We start from the raw sequence: 14,757 nt of genomic DNA, 5'->3' as shown, positions 1-14,757 counted from the left end.
CCAGCTGCCTCAGCCGGTACGCACCCACGCAGCCGAGTCGACGGGCAGCTTGCCGCCGACCAGAGCCGCGCTGGAGACGACCACCTCGCCATCGGGCAGGTCGAGCGGCTTCTTCCCGCAGTTGACGACCACGGTGACGGGGCCCCGCTCGAACGTCAGCACGTCGCCGGTCACCTCGACCGCGTCGATCGCGTCACCCGCAGCGGCGACCAGGTCGCGCCGCGCCGCCAGCGTGGCGCGGTAGAACGCCAGCGTCGACGACGGGTCGGCCGCCTGCTTCTCGACGGTGAGCTCGCCGTACTCCTCCGGCTGGGGGATCCAGGGGTGACCGGTGCCCGGCCCGAAGTCGTACGGCGGCGCGTCGCCGCCCCACGGGATGGGCACCCGGCAGCCGTCGCGGCCGATCTCGCCGGTGCGGAACCACGACGGGTCCTGGCGGAACTCCGGCGCCACGTCGGCCTCGGGGAGGCCGAGCTCCTCGCCTTGGTAGAGGTACGACGACCCCGGGAGCGCCAGCATGGTCAGCGTGGTCGCTCGGGCCCGGGCGAGACCGACCGGCCCGCCGCCGTACCGCGTCACGTGGCGGGTGACGTCGTGGTTGGAGAGCACCCAGGTGGGGGAGGAGTCGACCAGCTCGATCGCCGACAGCGTGCTGTCGATGACCTCCTTGAACGCCGCAGCCGACCACGGCGCCAGCAGCCAGGCGAAGTTGAACGCCTGGTGCAGCTCGTCGGGGCGGACGTAGCGTGCGGTCGACTCCGGTGTCTGGGTCCACGCCTCGGCGACCGACATGCGGGCCGGCTCGTAGGAGTCGAGGATCTTGCGCCAGGCGCGGTAGACGTCGTGGACCTCGGGCTGGTCCCACATGGGCTCGTCCTTGGCCTTGACCTCGACCATGCCACCCTCGCCGGCGACCGCCGAGCGACGCTTGCCGTCGTCGTCGGGCTCCTTGACCTGGTCACGCAGCAGCGACTCCTTGTAGAGCGAGTGCGCGACGTCGACGCGGAAGCCGTCGACGCCCCGGTCGAGCCAGAAGCGCAGCACGGCCTCGAACATCGCGGGGACCTCGGGGTTGCGCCAGTTGAGGTCGGGCTGGGTGCGGTCGAAGAGGTGGAGGTACCACTGGTCCGTCCCCTCGATCCGGTCCCAGGCGGCGCCACCGAAGACGGAGTCCCAGTTGTTGGGCGGCTCCTCGCCGTTCTCGCCCTTGCCGGTCCTGAAGAGGTAGCGGTCGCGCTCCGGGCTGCCCGGCTCGGCGGCCAGGGCGGCCTTGAACCACGCGTGCTCGCTCGAGGTGTGGTTGGGCACGATGTCGAAGACGACCTTGAGGCCGAGCTCGTGGGCGCGCGCGATCAGGGCGTCGGCGTCGGCGAGCTGCCCGAAGAGGGGGTCGACGTCGCAGTAGTCGGCGACGTCGTAGCCGTGGTCGTGCTGCGGCGAGGTGTAGAACGGCGTGATCCAGAGGCCGTCGACGCCCAGCTCGGCGAGGTGCGGCAGCCGCGACGTGATGCCGGGGAGGTCGCCGATGCCGTCGCCGTCGGAGTCGGCGAAGGAGCGGACGTAGACCTGGTAGAACACCGCGGTCCTCCACCAGTTTGGATCGTTAAAATCGGCCATGCCCCAATCCTCTCCATGCCCGAGCGAAGAGGTCAAACGGGTACGCCGCCGGGTGGACCGTCAGCGGAAGTGCGCCGGGTCGACAGCGACCCACAGCTGCTCGGACGTGGCGACCAGCCGGCCGTCCGCGTCGTAGAGGGAGGTGGCCGACCGCGTCTTGCGTCCGGTCGTCCCGAGGTGCCGGGCCATGACGACATGAGGGGCGCCGACCACGGGCAGCGCGTCGACCCGCGCCGTCATCCGGGCCAGCACCATCGGGCGGGTGCCGAACCCGCCCGCCCAGCCGCCCGGGCAGTCCAGGGCGGCCCAGGTGACGGCGACGGACGCGAGCTGGTCGCCGTCGACGTACGCGTGCCAGTCCTCGGCGGTGCTGGGGTGCGGCGTCCACGGCGAGGCGAAGACCGCGGCGTCCGACGGTGTCGGCCCGGGGAAGATGCGCAACCCGTCGCCCTCGGCGCGCTCGGTGCCGCAGGTGAAGCAGGTGGCGAAGGCGTGCGTCTCCCAACCGGGGAACGCGGCGGTGGCGGCCGCCACCTCGTCCGGGTCGACGAGGTCGACCGGCGTCAGGGTGGTCCCGTCGACGCGTGCGCTCAGGATTCGCGTCCCACCTCTCGAGGCCACCGTCGCCCCGTCGACCATGGCCACGTCGAGCTCGGTGTCGAGCGGCGGAGGCGCGTGGAGGCTCACCTCGATCACCGGCCACGGCGTCGCGTGGTCGATGGGCGCCCCGGCCACCAAGGCAGCCAGCGCGCCGGAGGACCAGCCGCCGTTCCCGGAGACCGGTGGTCCGCAGTAGCGCCGGGGCACCACGAGCGTCGGGGTCACCTCCGGATCCTCTCCCACCTGTCCAGCGCCTCGCGCCGCTCCTCGGCGTGGTCGACGCAGGGACCCGGGTAGCCGTTGCGCTCGCCGGGCTCGTGCGGGTCGGGGTCGTCGCGCAGCTCGGGCACCCAGCGGCGCACGTAGTCGCCCTTCGGATCGAACTTCTTGCCCTGGGAGACAGGGTTGAAGACGCGGAAGTACGGCGCGGCGTCGGTGCCCGAACCCGCCACCCACTGCCAGCCGTGGTTGTTGCTGGCCAGGTCGCCGTCGACCAGCCACCGCAGGAAGTGCCGGGCTCCGTGCTGCCACTCGACGTGCAGGTCCTTGACCAGGAAGCTGGCGACGATCATCCGCACGCGGTTGTGCACCCAGCCCGTCGCGCGCAGCTGGCGCATCCCGGCGTCCACGATGGGGTAGCCGGTCTCCCCCCGCTGCCAGGCGACGAAGAGCTCGCCCGGCTCGTCGTACGCCATCTTCGCGAACTCGGGCTTGTAGTAGTCGCGGGCCGAGTCCGGGTTGTGCCAGAGCACGTCGGCGTAGAACTCCCGCCAGCACAGCTCGTTGCGGTACGTCGTGGGGCCGGCGCCGCTCCGGCCGGCCAGGTCGGCGAGCATCGTCCTCGGGTGGATCTCGCCCCACTTGAGGTGCACCGACATCCGCGACGTGCCGTCGACGCCGGGCTTGTCGCGCTCGGTCTTGTAGTCGTCGATGGGCCCGTCGAGGAAGTCGTGCCAACGCTTGAGCGCCGCCCGCTCACCTGCTTCGGGGAGGTCGATGCCGTCGGGCAGCGCGGCGTCGGGGATGTCGGTCGTGTCGTCGACCTCGAGCCAGGTCGCGCCGGTGGGTGCGTCGATGGGGCCGCGCCACCCATGGTTCTGCCAGGCCCGGGAGAACGGCGTGAAGACCTTGTAGGGGCTGCCGTCGTCCTTGGTAACCCGGCCCGGGGCGACGGCGTACGGCGACCCGGTGCGGACCAGCTGGATACCGGCCTCGGCGAGCGCGGCCTCGACCTCCTCGTCCCGCTTGCGGCCGTAGGGACCGAAGTCGGCGGCGACGTGCACCCGCTCGGCGCCGACGGCCTTCGCGGCCAGCACCACGCGGCGTACCGGGTTGCCCCGGACGACCTGCAACGAAGCCTGCCGTTGGCGCAGCGCGGCGTCGAGCGAGCGCAGGCTGGCGCCGAGGTAGTGCCGCCGCGACTCGCCCGCCGGGCCCCACAGCCGGGGGTCGAGGACGTAGAGCGGCAGCACCTGCTCGTCGGCAACCGCCTCCACCAGCGCGGGGTTGTCAGCCAGCCGCAGGTCGCGTCGGAACCACATCACCGAGGTCATCGATTCCACTCTGCCAGCAGCCCTGTGGGGGCTGTCACCCCGTGGGGGATGATGGGTCGGTGAGCGACCTGATCGACACGACCGAGATGTACCTCCGGACCATCTACGAGCTGGTCGAGGAGGACATCGTGCCGTTGCGGGCGCGCATCGCCGAGCGGCTGCACCAGAGCGGGCCCACCGTGTCGCAGACCGTCGCCCGCATGGAGCGCGACGGGCTGCTCACCGTCGAGGGCGACCGCCACCTCGAGCTCACGCCTGAGGGGCAGCGCCTCGCGACCCGCGTGATGCGCAAGCACCGGCTGGCCGAGCGGTTGCTGACCGACGTCATCGGACTCGACTGGGAGCTCGTGCACGCCGAGGCCTGCCGGTGGGAGCACGTGATGTCGGAGAACGTCGAGCGCCGGCTCGTCGAGCTCCTCGACCACCCCACGGAGTCTCCCTACGGCAACCCCATCCCCGGCCTCGACGAGCTCGGCGAGGAGCTGGGCGAGGAGTTCATGGAGGGTGTCGAGTCGCTCACCGAGGCGGTCTCGGTGGCCATGGCCTCCGACTCGTCGGCGCGCGTGCGGGTCCGCCGGATCTCCGAGGAGACCCAGAAGGACGAGGACCTGATGTCGGCGCTGCGCCGCGTCGGCGCCCTGCCCGACAAGATCGTCGAGGCGAGCCGCACCGACCAGGGCGTGCTCGTCGGCTCCGGCGGCGAGACCGCCGAGATCGACGTCGACGCGGCCGACCACATCTTCGTCACGCCGATGTAGCCGGCCTCAAGCCCGGAGGTCCGCGAGGTCGGAGAGGAGCTCCGAACAGCCGGCGTCGACCTTGTACGTCGCCAACGGGTCGCCCCGGGTCTCACCGCGGTTGACGATCACGATCGGCACGTCGTGCTCCGCGGCACGCCGCACGAAGCGGAGGCCGCTCATCACCGTGAGGGACGAGCCGGCGACCAGCATGGCGCCGTCGTTCGCCGCCAGGGACTCCACCGCCTCGTAGCAGTGGGCCACCCGGGCGGCCGGGACGTTCTCGCCGAAGAAGACGACGTCGGGCTTGAGCGGCCCGTCGCACGACTCGCAACCGGGCACCACGAAGGTGGCGGTGTCGTCGAGGTCGACGTCGCCGTCGGGCCGGGCGACAAGGTCGGCGTGGCGGTTGGCGTACCCGGGGTTCGCCTCCGCCATCCGCGCCTGCAACCGGGTCCGCGGCGTCACGGCTGCGCAGGACAGGCAGATCACGTCGGAGATCCGGCCGTGCAGCGCGACCACGCGGCGCGTGCCGGCGCGCTCGTGGAGCCCGTCGACGTTCTGGGTGATCAGCAGGTCGGGGTCGATGCGGGCGAGCGCGCGATGGCCGGCGTTGGGCTCTGCGTGGCCCATCCGCGTCCAGCCGAGGTGGGAGCGCGCCCAGTAGCGCTGCTGCGCCGCCGGGCCGGAGCGGAACTCCGCGACGTTCATCGGTGTGCGGTCTCGGTTGGGCGAGCCCGGCCCGCGGTAGTCGGGGATCCCCGAGTCCGTCGACAGGCCGGCCCCGGTCAGCACCACGAGCGGCCGGCCGGCCAGCAGGTCGAGCGCTTCGGCGTACTCACGAGGGCCACTTCCGCGCAATTGCTGAGTTGTGGTCGCTCTGCGGGCCGGATCCGGACCATTTCCGCGCAATTGCGCAGTTATGGTCACCCGAGCTGCAGAGGTCACCGGGCGTAGCGCAGCTCGGCCCGGGCCCGCGCCTTGGCCGCCTCGACCTCGCGGTTCTTGGGCGGGGCGGTCGTGGTGAGGTCGTCGAGCAGGTGCTGGGTGATGTGCGCGATCTCGCGCACGGCCTCGTCGAAGACGGCCTGGTTGGCCTGCGAGGGCTTCGTGGACCCGCTCACCTTGCGCACGTACTGGAGGGCGGCAGCCGTCACCTCGTCACGCGTCGCGGCGGGCTCGAAGTTGTGGAGCTGGCGGATGTTGCGGCACATGCACCGAGCGTACGCCGCGGGTCTCGTGACGATCGCTGCTCGACCTCCTCGATCATCGGAGCCCTCAGATGTCGAAGAACGAGATGTCGTTGCCGGTCACCAGCACGACCCGTCCGTCGGCCAGCGGCACCAGCCGCACCCGGGCCACGTCGTCGCCGTACTCCACCTCGACGCTGCGCTGCGTCAGCCCGCCGTCCTCGACCTCGATCACCGAGACCGACCCGACGCTGCCGGTCGACACGTCGGACACGACGGTGAGCGCGGTACGCCGGTCCGGCAGCCAGGTGAACTGGCGCGGGTCCGTGCCGGCGAGGGCCTGGGTTCCGTAGCCGTACTCGACCACGCCCAGCTGGCGGGGGTTCGTCACGTCGTGCACGTCGAAGAGGGCGACCTGGGCGCCTCGCACCTGCCCGGTCGACTCGTCCGCGGCGGCGCCGACGCCGATCATCCGCCAGGCGCCGAGAGGGTGGAGGTAGTCGGAGAAGCCGGGGATCTTGAGCTCGCCGAGCAGCTGGGGCGACTCGGGGTCGGTCAGGTCGACGGCGTACAACGGGTCGACCTGCCGGAAGGTGACCACGATGGCGAGGGTGTCGAACCAACGCACCGACTTGATCTCCTCGCCGGGGCCGAGCTGGTCGACGCGACCGACCTCCACGATGTCCTCACCGGTCTCCCGCAGGGTCACCACGGAGTTGAAGGGGCCGGTCTCCGCGCTGGGTCCGACGGCCACGCGCAGCACGCCGTCCGCCTCGTCCATCGACCAGCGGTCGGCGACGATGCCGTCGACCTCGCCGGCGGCGACGAAGTGGGCGTCGGTGCCGGAGAGCGCGAAGGAGTAGAGGTGCGTGGTGCCACCGCCGTTGAACGCCCTGGACATGTCGGGGCAGACGTCGAAGCACTCGATGACGTCTCCGCCCCACCAGGCCGGACCGCTGAGGAAGCCGTTCGTCGCGAGCACCAGCCGGTCGGCCGAGGCGTAGACGGTCTGGGACGCGCTCAGGACGGCCGCCGTGTCCCACGAGTCGGCGAACGCGGGGTCGAACCCGACGACGGCGAGGGTGCCGAGGCCGCCGTCCTCGTCCTCAGGGATGGCGACGTCGCCGCACTCCATCAGCGGCTCGGGGTCGCCACCGTCGGTGGCGACGGTGGGCAGCCAGTCCTCGATCGTCGAGTCGCGCACGATCTCCTGGTTCTTCTCGAAGGCGGACTCCTCGTCCCGCCAGAAGCCGGGGCTGACGAAGTCGAGCTCGGGGAGGCCCGCGCTGACGACGACCCTGACCACCGAGCCGTGCAGCCGAGCGGTGACCAGCGCCGCGTCGTACTCCTTCGTCGAGGTGACCTCCATCGACGTCGGGTCCGAGACGTCGACGACGAGCACGCGCGATCGGCTCGGCGGGCCGGAGTACGACCACTTCTGCTCCGACACGTCTTCCGAGCGCCCGATGACCACGACGTCGTCACCCACGAGCAGGATCTCGGCGTCCTGCACGTCGGCGAGGTCGAGGGTGTCGGTCAGCTCCGGCTCGTCGCCGGTGAGCGAGTACGCCGTCAGCAGGTCGTCGTCGACCCGCACGAGGAGCTGGCCGTCGGTCTTGACCACGTCGGGCTCGTCGACGCCCTCCTCCTGGACGTTCGTCCCGGTCTCGCTGCTCCCGGCTCGCGTGGTGCTCGGGACCGGCGCTGCGGCCGAACCCCTCTCCTCGGTGGGTGCCGAGTCGCCGCTGTCCTCAGTGGCGCCGCCGGAGGTGTCGGCGTAGACGTCGCCGTAGTCCCAGCCCCAGGGAGTCACCCGCTCCACGCCGCGATCGACGTACGCCGCCAGGAGGTCGTCGCAGGACTCGGTGACCGTGACGTCGGCATTGGAGAGGAGCACGCGTCCGGTGCCGGGGCGTTCCGCGGCGAATGGCCGGCCGGGCCGCTCCGGCCCGTCGGCTCCGACGGCGACCCCCACGCCGAACGCCACGCCGATCCCCGCCACGACGACGCCCGCCACCAGAGCCCGCTTCATGTCCATGGGCATGGGACGGCAGGCGACCGCGACCGGTTCCTTGTCGTCACGGCGGTCGTGCCAGAGTGAGCGGGTGCCCCACCCCGACGCGGACCTCGACGTCGTCCTCCTCGGCGCCACCGGCTTCACGGGCGCCCTCACCGCCGACTACCTTGCGGCCCACGGTCCCGCCGACCTGCGTTGGGCGCTGGCCGGCCGCAGCGCGGCCAAGCTGGAAGCCGTGCGCGCTCGACTCGCCGCCGACCACCCCGAGCGGCCAGGGCTGGCGGACCTCGAGCTGCTCACGGCCGACGTCGAGGACCCATCGTCACTCGAGGTGCTTGCAAAGCGTGCCCGCGTCGTGATCACGACGGTCGGCCCCTACCTCAAGTACGGCGAGCACCTCGTCGCTGCCTGCGCCGGCGCCGGCACGGACTACGTCGACCTCACCGGCGAGGCGGAGTTCGTCGACCGGATGTGGACCGCGCACCACGCGACCGCCGTGGCGTCGGGCGCGCGGATCGTGCACGCGTGCGGCTTCGACTCCGTGCCGCACGACCTCGGCGCCTACTTCACCGTCCAGCAGCTTTCCGACGACGAGCCGATCGCTTTGCGCGGCGTCGTCCGCAGCAACGGGCAGCCGTCCGGCGGGACGTTCCAGACCGCCCTCGAAGGGATGGCCAGGGTGCGCGAGGCGGGTGCCGCGCGCGCGGCGCGGCGCAAGGTCGAGCCCCGACCCGAGGGGCGACGCTCGCGCTCCGTCCCGGCCAAGCCGCGCCGCGACCCCGTCCTCGGCTACTACCTGTTGCCGCTGCCGACGATCGACCCGCTCATCGTGGCGCGGAGTGGTGCGGCGCTGGCGACGTACGGGCCTGACTTCCGCTACTCGCACTACGCCGGCACCAAGACCCTGGCGTACGCCGTCGGCGGAGCCGCCACCATCGGAGCGCTGGGCCTTGCCGCGCAGGTGAAGCCGCTGCGTGAGCTGCTGATGCGCCGCCTGCCCGCAGGTACCGGGCCGGACGAGGATCGTCGCGAGCGCTCGTGGTTCAAGGTCGACTTCGTCGCCGAGCAGGGTGACACGACGTTGCACACCCGGGTGCGTGGCGGCGACCCGGGCTACGGCGAGACGGCGAAGATGCTGGCCGAGTCCGCCCTCTGCCTGGCCTTCGACGACAACCCGCCCACGGCCGGCCAGGTCACGACGGCGCAGGCGATGGGCGACAAGCTGCTGGCCCGTCTGCAGGCAGCGGGCATCACCTTCGAGGTCGTGGCCTGACCCAGCCGCCGCGTGCTTCGTCCGCTGACTACCAGTCGGGGGCTAACCGCTCCGCGAGGTCGGGGGAGAGCACCGGCCGGTGCTCGGGGTAGCGGCTCCACCAGTCGGCCCAGCCGCTGCTCTCCGCCACCTGGTCGACCAGGCTGGAGGCGAGCAGGTCGCGGATGTCGGCGATCTCGTCGCGTGAGATCCGCTGCGGGTTCCACCGGACCACCAGCCGTCCGGAGATCGGGTTGCCGCGCAGCGGGCGCACCGTGACACCGAGCCGCGGCTGCCCGGCCGCGGTCGTCACGGCCAGGGCGCCGTGCTCGGTGATCCACGGGGTGCTGTAGTCGAGCGCACCTGGGTCGACCTGACCGTCGGGCTGGAAGCCGGCCGCCCGGCAGGCGTCGAGGAACGCCGGAAGGCTGCCGTCTGGCCGGCCCCGCGGCAGCAGCCACGGCTCGCCGGCGAGGTCCTCGAGGCGCAGCTCGCTCATCGCCGTCAGCGGGTGGTCGGAACCCAGCGCCACCATGAAGGGCTCGGTCTCGAGGTAGGTCCACTGCTCGAAGCCCGGGGGAGGTACGTCGTCGTACCCGACGTGCACGCCCGCCTGGATCACGTCGACCTCCCCGCCCACCAGCCAGTCGGTGAGCTCGGCGGTGGAGATGTCGACGCGCACGTCGAGCGGTCGGCGCAGCTGCTTCGCGGCGCGGGCGGTGAAGCGGGTGAACGCGACCGCGGACAGGCCGCCCATCCGCAGCACGTCGCCGGGGGCTTGCACGAGCGACTCGAGCTCGCCGCTCAGCGAGTCCACCTCCGCGAGCACCTGCCGGGCCCGGTCGACCACCTGAGCCCCCGCTGCAGTGGTGCGGACGCCGCCCTGGCCGCGCGTGAACAGGGAGGCTCCGACGAGCTTCTCGATCCGCTTCAGCTGGCTCGAGACGGCCGGCTGGGCCAGGCCGAGCGACCGCGCCGCACCGCCGAGCGTTCCGTGGTCGGCGATGGAGACCACGACGCGCAGGTGCCGGATCTCCAGGGCCACGGCGGAATGCTAGGCCGTCGGTCGCCGTCGACCCGGTCACTCGTGCGGATCTGGTCCCGCTGCTCCGGCGCATCGGACTCACGGGAAGGGGCGCAATGGGCCCCATGACGGGAATGTTATGGGTGGTTGGGAGGGGACAGATGAGATCTCGTGACGAACACTTATCCATGAGGGACGCAGTCGGGTTCTATTGGCGTAGGTAGCTGGCTGCGTCCCTCCTTCGGGGCCTCGGGGTCCGCGTGTGCGGGGGCTCACGTGCAAATCCCGGGTCTCCACTGCGCGCCGAGATTGCGTGCGTGGCGCCTACGGCGCCGGCACGCGGCTCGACCATCGTCATCTCCGCGATGGGCTCGTCAGAGGCCGTGCCTCGGGTTACCCCATGACGCGAGGACCGGATCTCGGCGCGCAGCCCTACGCCGCTCCTTCGCGTGAGCGCGTGGCTCCGACCGGCTCGGCCCGGAATTCATCTGGTGCCCCAGGCAGGAGTCGAACCTGCGACCTTTCGCTTAGGAGGCGGCTGCTCTATCCGCTGAGCTACTGGGGCGTGCACCGAAGTGCTGCACCGTATCTTCGCAGGATGTTCCTGGACTCCGTTGTCGACCTGCCTGCTCCCGCAGGGACGCGGTGGAGCATCGAGGTGCTGGACGCTGCAGGCGAGGTCATCGCCTCGCGGGATCCCGAGCTGCTGCTGCCGACCGCGAGCCTCGCCAAGGTGTTCGTGCTGGTCGAGGTGGCCGTCCGGATCGAGGCCGGCGAGCTGGACGCGAACCAGCTGCACGCCCGGCGGACGGTGGAGCCGGTGGCCGACTCGGGCCTGTGGCAGCACCTCGCGGTCGACGCGCTGCCGCTGGTCGACGTCGCAGCCCTGGTGGGTGCGGTCAGCGACAACCTCGCCACCAACGTGCTGATGGAGGCCGTGGGCCTGGGGTCCGTACGCCGCCGTGCGGCGGCGCTCGCCCCCTGCGGCTCGACCCTCCACGACGTGGTGCGCGACCAGCGACTGCCCGAGCATCCCCGCACCCTCAGCGGGGGGTGCGCCCGCGACCACGCGCGGCTGTTCCACCGGCTCGCCATGGGCGAGGTGGTGAGCAGCGCGGTCAGCGGGCGGGTGCTGGGGTGGCTGGCGACGGGCGTCGACCTGTCGATGGTCGCCGGCGGGTTCGATCTCGATCCCCTCGCTCACCCGCTCGGCGGCGACCGACGACTGGCGCACAAGACGGGAGCCGACGACGGGGTCCGCGCCGACGCCGGGACGGTGACGTGGCGGGGCCGGACGGCGTCGTACGCCGTGCTCTGCGCGTGGGACACCTCACTCCCGGACCCGGAGGGCGGACGCGTCGGCGCCGTCCTCGCCGCCATGCGGGGCGTGGGCAGGGAGCTGCGGCTGGCCCTGGAGGGGTGAACGACGGTTTGGCGGCCTCTGGACCCCGCCGTCATCATTTGAGAAGGTCGGTAGATTCAGCCTGATACGGCCGTCTTGACAACCAATCGTGGCCGCGTGACGTCCCAATGGATGTCACCCCGATGTCCACCGATGTCCACACCACCGGAGCACCCTGCATGTCCGACTCCCCTGCCGCGCCAGGTGATGGGACGACCGACGCTTCGGCAGCGGATGCCTCCGACGGCAGACCCAAACGCCGGGGGAAGGTCAAGAAGAAGCACACGGTCCTGAAGGTCGTCGCGGCCTCGGTCGTGCTGCTCGGCATGGTGACCGGCCTCGCCGTCACCTATGCCTACCGCCACCTGAGCGGCAACATCACCACGGCTGACATCACCGACGCGTTCGTCGAGGAGCCGCCGGCCAAGGAGGAGGTCGAGGGGCCCAAGGAGCCGCTCAACATCCTCGTGATGGGCAGCGACACCCGCGACTGCGACGGCTGCGCGATCGACAACGAAGCGGGCGGCAACGCCTCCGACACCACGATCCTGGTCCACCTCTCGGCAGACCGGAAGCGCGCCTACGGCATCTCGATCCCGCGTGACTCGCTGGTGACGCGTCCCGACTGCAAGAAGCCCGACGGCACCGTCGTGCCGGGCGGCACCGACCAGATGTGGAACGCCGCGTTCGGTCTCGCCGGCCCGGGCTGCACGGTCTCGCAGTTCATGGAGGAGACCGGGATCTTCGTGGACCACTACGTGGTGCTCAACTTCGTGGGCTTCCAGGACATGGTCGACGCGGTCGGGGGAGTCGAGGTGTGCATCCCCGAGACCGTCGACGACCGGGCGCACGGCATCTACCTCCCCGCCGGCACCCGTGAGATCAGCGGCAAGCAGGCGCTCAGCTATGTGCGGCAGCGGTACGCCGTCGGCGACGGCTCCGACATCGGCCGGCTCAAGCGTCAGCAGGCGTTCATGGCGTCGATGGCCAACAAGGTCGTGTCCGCCGGGACGCTCGCCAACCCCGTCCGGCTCTTCAACTTCCTCGACGCAGCGACGAAGTCGCTGACCGTCGACAAGGGGCTGGGCAACCTCAGCAAGCTGGCCAAGCTGGGCCTGGAGTTCAAGGACATCGGGCTCGACAAGATCCAGTTCATGACGATCCCGTCCGACTACGCCCCCGACGACCCCAACCGGATCCGCTGGCTCCCGGCCGCCGACGACGTCTGGAAGCGGATCCTCAAGGACCAGCCGTTGTCGCGGGGCCAGTCGAGCCAGGCCATCTCGGCCGGCAACGTGCCGAGCCAGGGCTCCGGCTCGAGCGGCTCCAGCGGTGCCGGCTCGGACTCGCCGTCGTCGGCCTCGGGCTCACCGCAGAGCGAGGACGCCGCGGAGGCGGCACGCGAAGCCGGGCTGTGTGCATGAGGCAGGCGGATGAGGCGGGGCGCATGAGGTGGAGCGGGTGACGACCCCCCGCAGCGACGAGGCCGACTGGGAGCGCCGGCGCCGGCTGGCTGCCGTCTTCGGCGACGTGCTGCCCGAGTCGACGTCGGATGACCGGGACGAGAAGCCCACCGACGAGTCCGGCACGGACGCGTGGCTGCGCGCGCAGGTGCCGCCGCACCACGGCGGCGACTGACCCGACAGGTCAGGCGCTGGGCGGGGTGGTCCCGACGCCGCCCACACCGCTGGTGCCGCCGGCCTGCGCCCGGAGCAGGTCGCGGATCTCCTCCAGCACGGCCACGTCAGCAGGGGTGCCGGCCTCCTCGGCGGGGAAGAGCCGGTCCTTCACCTTCGTGTAGGGCATCACGATGAAGAAGTAGACGACCGCCGCCATGATCACGAACGAGATCAGCGCGGTCAGCCAGGCGCCGACGGACACGCCCCCGGGGCTGTAGGTGGAGAAGTCGGGAGTGCCCCCGGCCTTGCCGATGAGGTCCATGAGCAGGGTCACCGTCGCGGTCACCACGGCGGCGAAGGCCGTCGCCATGATGAACGCGGTGGCCAACTCGATGAGGTTGCCTCGCAGGATGAAGTTCTTGAAGCCGGTCATGAGGGATCCCCTTCTGAAGCGCCGAGTCGCGCCGGCTGGCGCAGGTGCTCCTGCAAACTACTGCGCGAACGCGAAGCTGAGGAAGTCGCCCACCGCTGCGGCCGCGATCTCCTCGGCCACGTTTCGGGAGGCTCCGACCACGATCAGCCGTCCGCTGATGCCGGCGCCGTCGGCCTGCTCGTCGGAGCGCGGGAGCGCCACGACCGGGACCCCCGGGGCGATGGTGCGGGCCGCGCTCGTCTCGGGATCCGTGGCCACGAGGTCGATGTGGTCGCCGACCTGGAGCAGCGCCACCGACCCGGCATCGGGCAGTCGCACGGGGACGGCGACCAGGCCGTCGTACCCGTCCGTGAGCGAGGGGCCTACCAGGCGTACGTCGGTGACCGGCTCGCCGCGGCGCAGCGGGGCCGCGAGGACCCTGCCGATCGGGTCGCCGGCGACACGTGAGGGGACCGTTTGGGGGGAGTACGCCGCCGCTGTCAGGTCGTCGGCCGTCAGGACCGACCCCGCGGCCAGGTCGCGGGCGGCGACCAGCACGGGCACGGTGGTGGCCGGAGCGGGGGCGAGCACCCGCAGCGCCGCGACGACGGCCACGCCGGCGCAGATGGCCGCGAGAGGTCGGCGCCGGGCCAGCACGGCGCGGCGGGCGAGGAGCCGGCGCCGAGCCCAGCGCCGGGTCAGCTGGTCCCAGAAGTCGGCCCTGGAGTCGGCCCTGGAGTCGGCCCTGGAGTCGGCCCTGGAGTCGGAGGGACGTCCCGAGGCGTCGTGCATGCCTCGCACGCTAGGCGGAACCCTCGCCGGCCGCCGCCGTCCTCCACAGGGTCAGGAGCCGGACGCACCCGAAGAGCTCGACGAGGCCGAGCTCGACGAGGCCGAGCCGCTGGAGCCCGACGCGCCCTCGGACTTCGTCGACGAGCTGGATGCCTTGTCGGAACCCGAGGACGAGCCGGACGACTTGTCGGAGCCGGAGCTGGACGACTCGGAGGACCCGGACGACCCCGAGGAGGCCGACGCGGCGGACTTCTCCGAGGTGGACCGGCTGTCGGTGCGATAGAACCCGGATCCCTTGAAGACCACGCCGACCGCGTTGAAGACCTTGCGCAGCCGCCCGTCGCACTCGGGGCAGTGGGTGAGCGAGTCGTCGTGGAAGCTCTGCACGGCCTCGAACCGGTGGCCGCACTCGGTGCAGGCGTATTGGTAGGTCGGCACGCGCGTTAGCTCACTCTCACTTGGTGCGGCCGCCGGGGACGGCTGGCACTCGCCGGGGTTGACTGCCAGATGGTACAGGGCGGGCGGGGTGGGCATGAGCGGGC

General features: G+C 71.7%; 14 protein-coding genes, 1 tRNA gene and 1 pseudogene. 5 read left to right on the top strand and 11 right to left on the bottom strand.

All coding sequences use genetic code 11. The features are described from left to right. Positions 1 to 9: 9 nt before the first annotated feature. From ABD295_RS16780 to ABD295_RS16770, 3 genes are read right to left on the bottom strand one after another with little or no spacing between them, the layout of a single operon-like run. A complete protein-coding gene (locus ABD295_RS16780; RefSeq protein ID WP_344304954.1) occupies positions 10 to 1,617 on the bottom strand; it encodes a glycoside hydrolase family 13 protein in 1,608 nt (535 codons plus the stop codon). A 60-nt stretch (positions 1,618 to 1,677) separates the two neighbouring features. Beyond that, the gene (locus ABD295_RS16775; RefSeq protein ID WP_344304953.1) at positions 1,678 to 2,442 is read right to left on the bottom strand and encodes a hypothetical protein; all 765 of its coding nucleotides are present in this window, start codon (positions 2,440 to 2,442) and stop codon (positions 1,678 to 1,680) included. Beyond that, on the bottom strand, positions 2,439 to 3,770 hold the full coding sequence (locus tag ABD295_RS16770) for a cryptochrome/photolyase family protein (RefSeq protein WP_344304952.1): 1,332 nt from the start codon (positions 3,768 to 3,770) through the stop codon (positions 2,439 to 2,441). The genes ABD295_RS16775 and ABD295_RS16770 overlap by 4 nt, the downstream gene beginning before the upstream one ends. A 59-nt stretch (positions 3,771 to 3,829) precedes the next feature. On the opposite strand from ABD295_RS16770, the gene ABD295_RS16765 reads away from it, so the two are divergent. Beyond that, positions 3,830 to 4,528, top strand: coding sequence for an iron-dependent transcriptional repressor DtxR (locus ABD295_RS16765; RefSeq protein ID WP_344304951.1), 699 nt, complete (start codon positions 3,830 to 3,832; stop codon positions 4,526 to 4,528). 6 nt (positions 4,529 to 4,534) lie between these two features. On the opposite strand, the gene ABD295_RS16760 is transcribed toward ABD295_RS16765, so the two are convergent. From ABD295_RS16760 to ABD295_RS16750, 3 genes are all read right to left on the bottom strand, one after another. Beyond that, the gene (locus tag ABD295_RS16760) at positions 4,535 to 5,368 is read right to left on the bottom strand and encodes a Sir2 family NAD-dependent protein deacetylase (RefSeq protein ID WP_344304950.1); all 834 of its coding nucleotides are present in this window, start codon (positions 5,366 to 5,368) and stop codon (positions 4,535 to 4,537) included. Positions 5,369 to 5,451: 83 nt separating this feature from the next. Continuing rightward, the gene (locus ABD295_RS16755) at positions 5,452 to 5,721 is read right to left on the bottom strand and encodes a DUF2277 domain-containing protein (RefSeq protein WP_344304948.1); all 270 of its coding nucleotides are present in this window, start codon (positions 5,719 to 5,721) and stop codon (positions 5,452 to 5,454) included. Positions 5,722 to 5,785: 64 nt separating this feature from the next. Continuing rightward, positions 5,786 to 7,741, bottom strand: coding sequence for a beta-propeller domain-containing protein (locus tag ABD295_RS16750; RefSeq protein WP_344304947.1), 1,956 nt, complete (start codon positions 7,739 to 7,741; stop codon positions 5,786 to 5,788). Between the two features lie 61 nt (positions 7,742 to 7,802). Between ABD295_RS16750 and ABD295_RS16745 the strand changes: the two genes are divergently transcribed. Next, positions 7,803 to 8,987 (top strand): saccharopine dehydrogenase family protein, encoded by a 1,185-nt coding sequence (locus ABD295_RS16745; RefSeq protein WP_344304945.1) that lies wholly within the window; start codon positions 7,803 to 7,805, stop codon positions 8,985 to 8,987. Positions 8,988 to 9,015: 28 nt separating this feature from the next. Here the strand turns inward: ABD295_RS16745 and ABD295_RS16740 are convergent, their stop codons facing one another. Both ABD295_RS16740 and ABD295_RS16735 read right to left on the bottom strand, forming a co-directional pair. Then, positions 9,016 to 10,011: a LysR family transcriptional regulator gene (locus ABD295_RS16740; RefSeq protein WP_344304944.1), complete on the bottom strand. Its 996-nt coding sequence runs from the start codon at positions 10,009 to 10,011 to the stop codon at positions 9,016 to 9,018. Positions 10,012 to 10,479: 468 nt separating this feature from the next. Beyond that, positions 10,480 to 10,555: transfer RNA gene (locus tag ABD295_RS16735), tRNA-Arg, on the bottom strand. A 33-nt stretch (positions 10,556 to 10,588) separates the two neighbouring features. On the opposite strand from ABD295_RS16735, the gene ABD295_RS16730 reads away from it, so the two are divergent. From ABD295_RS16730 to ABD295_RS16720, 3 genes are all read left to right on the top strand, one after another. Then, on the top strand, positions 10,589 to 11,413 hold the full coding sequence (locus ABD295_RS16730; RefSeq protein WP_344304942.1) for a serine hydrolase: 825 nt from the start codon (positions 10,589 to 10,591) through the stop codon (positions 11,411 to 11,413). 158 nt (positions 11,414 to 11,571) lie between these two features. Beyond that, positions 11,572 to 12,816 carry an LCP family protein gene (locus tag ABD295_RS16725; protein WP_344304941.1) on the top strand — a complete coding sequence of 415 codons (1,245 nt, stop codon included), beginning with the start codon at positions 11,572 to 11,574 and terminating at the stop codon, positions 12,814 to 12,816. A gap of 37 nt (positions 12,817 to 12,853) precedes the next feature. Next, a complete protein-coding gene (locus ABD295_RS16720) occupies positions 12,854 to 13,030 on the top strand; it encodes a hypothetical protein (RefSeq protein WP_344304940.1) in 177 nt (58 codons plus the stop codon). Between the two features lie 9 nt (positions 13,031 to 13,039). On the opposite strand, the gene ABD295_RS16715 is transcribed toward ABD295_RS16720, so the two are convergent. The 3 genes and pseudogenes from ABD295_RS16715 to ABD295_RS21265 form a co-directional block, all read right to left on the bottom strand. Next, on the bottom strand, positions 13,040 to 13,444 hold the full coding sequence (locus ABD295_RS16715; protein ID WP_344304939.1) for an MscL family protein: 405 nt from the start codon (positions 13,442 to 13,444) through the stop codon (positions 13,040 to 13,042). Between the two features lie 57 nt (positions 13,445 to 13,501). Continuing rightward, positions 13,502 to 14,215 (bottom strand): Flp pilus assembly protein CpaB, encoded by a 714-nt coding sequence (gene cpaB / locus ABD295_RS16710; RefSeq protein ID WP_344304938.1) that lies wholly within the window; start codon positions 14,213 to 14,215, stop codon positions 13,502 to 13,504. Positions 14,216 to 14,350: 135 nt separating this feature from the next. Next, positions 14,351 to 14,653, bottom strand: a pseudogene (locus ABD295_RS21265) (FmdB family zinc ribbon protein); the annotation flags it as partial. Between the last annotated feature and the right edge of the window lie 104 nt (positions 14,654 to 14,757).

It is taken from the genome of Nocardioides bigeumensis, from assembly GCF_039531755.1.
Lineage (GTDB): Bacteria > Actinomycetota > Actinomycetes > Propionibacteriales > Nocardioidaceae > Nocardioides > Nocardioides bigeumensis.
Note: the sequence above shows the minus strand (reverse complement) of the source record. Positions and strands in the feature narration are given on the sequence as shown.

What these genes read in the sequence shown, in the direction of transcription:
- ABD295_RS16750 (WP_344304947.1), bottom strand. Translation starts at nt 7,741, where the DNA reads ATGCCCATGGACATGAAGCGGGCTCTGGTGGCGGGCGTCGTCGTGGCG.
- ABD295_RS16780 (WP_344304954.1), bottom strand. Translation starts at nt 1,617, where the DNA reads ATGGCCGATTTTAACGATCCAAACTGGTGGAGGACCGCGGTGTTCTAC.
- ABD295_RS16770 (WP_344304952.1), bottom strand. Translation starts at nt 3,770, where the DNA reads ATGACCTCGGTGATGTGGTTCCGACGCGACCTGCGGCTGGCTGACAAC.
- ABD295_RS16755 (WP_344304948.1), bottom strand. Translation starts at nt 5,721, where the DNA reads ATGTGCCGCAACATCCGCCAGCTCCACAACTTCGAGCCCGCCGCGACG.
- ABD295_RS16730 (WP_344304942.1), top strand. Translation starts at nt 10,589, where the DNA reads ATGTTCCTGGACTCCGTTGTCGACCTGCCTGCTCCCGCAGGGACGCGG.
- ABD295_RS16715 (WP_344304939.1), bottom strand. Translation starts at nt 13,444, where the DNA reads ATGACCGGCTTCAAGAACTTCATCCTGCGAGGCAACCTCATCGAGTTG.
- cpaB (WP_344304938.1), bottom strand. Translation starts at nt 14,215, where the DNA reads ATGCACGACGCCTCGGGACGTCCCTCCGACTCCAGGGCCGACTCCAGG.
- ABD295_RS16725 (WP_344304941.1), top strand. Translation starts at nt 11,572, where the DNA reads ATGTCCGACTCCCCTGCCGCGCCAGGTGATGGGACGACCGACGCTTCG.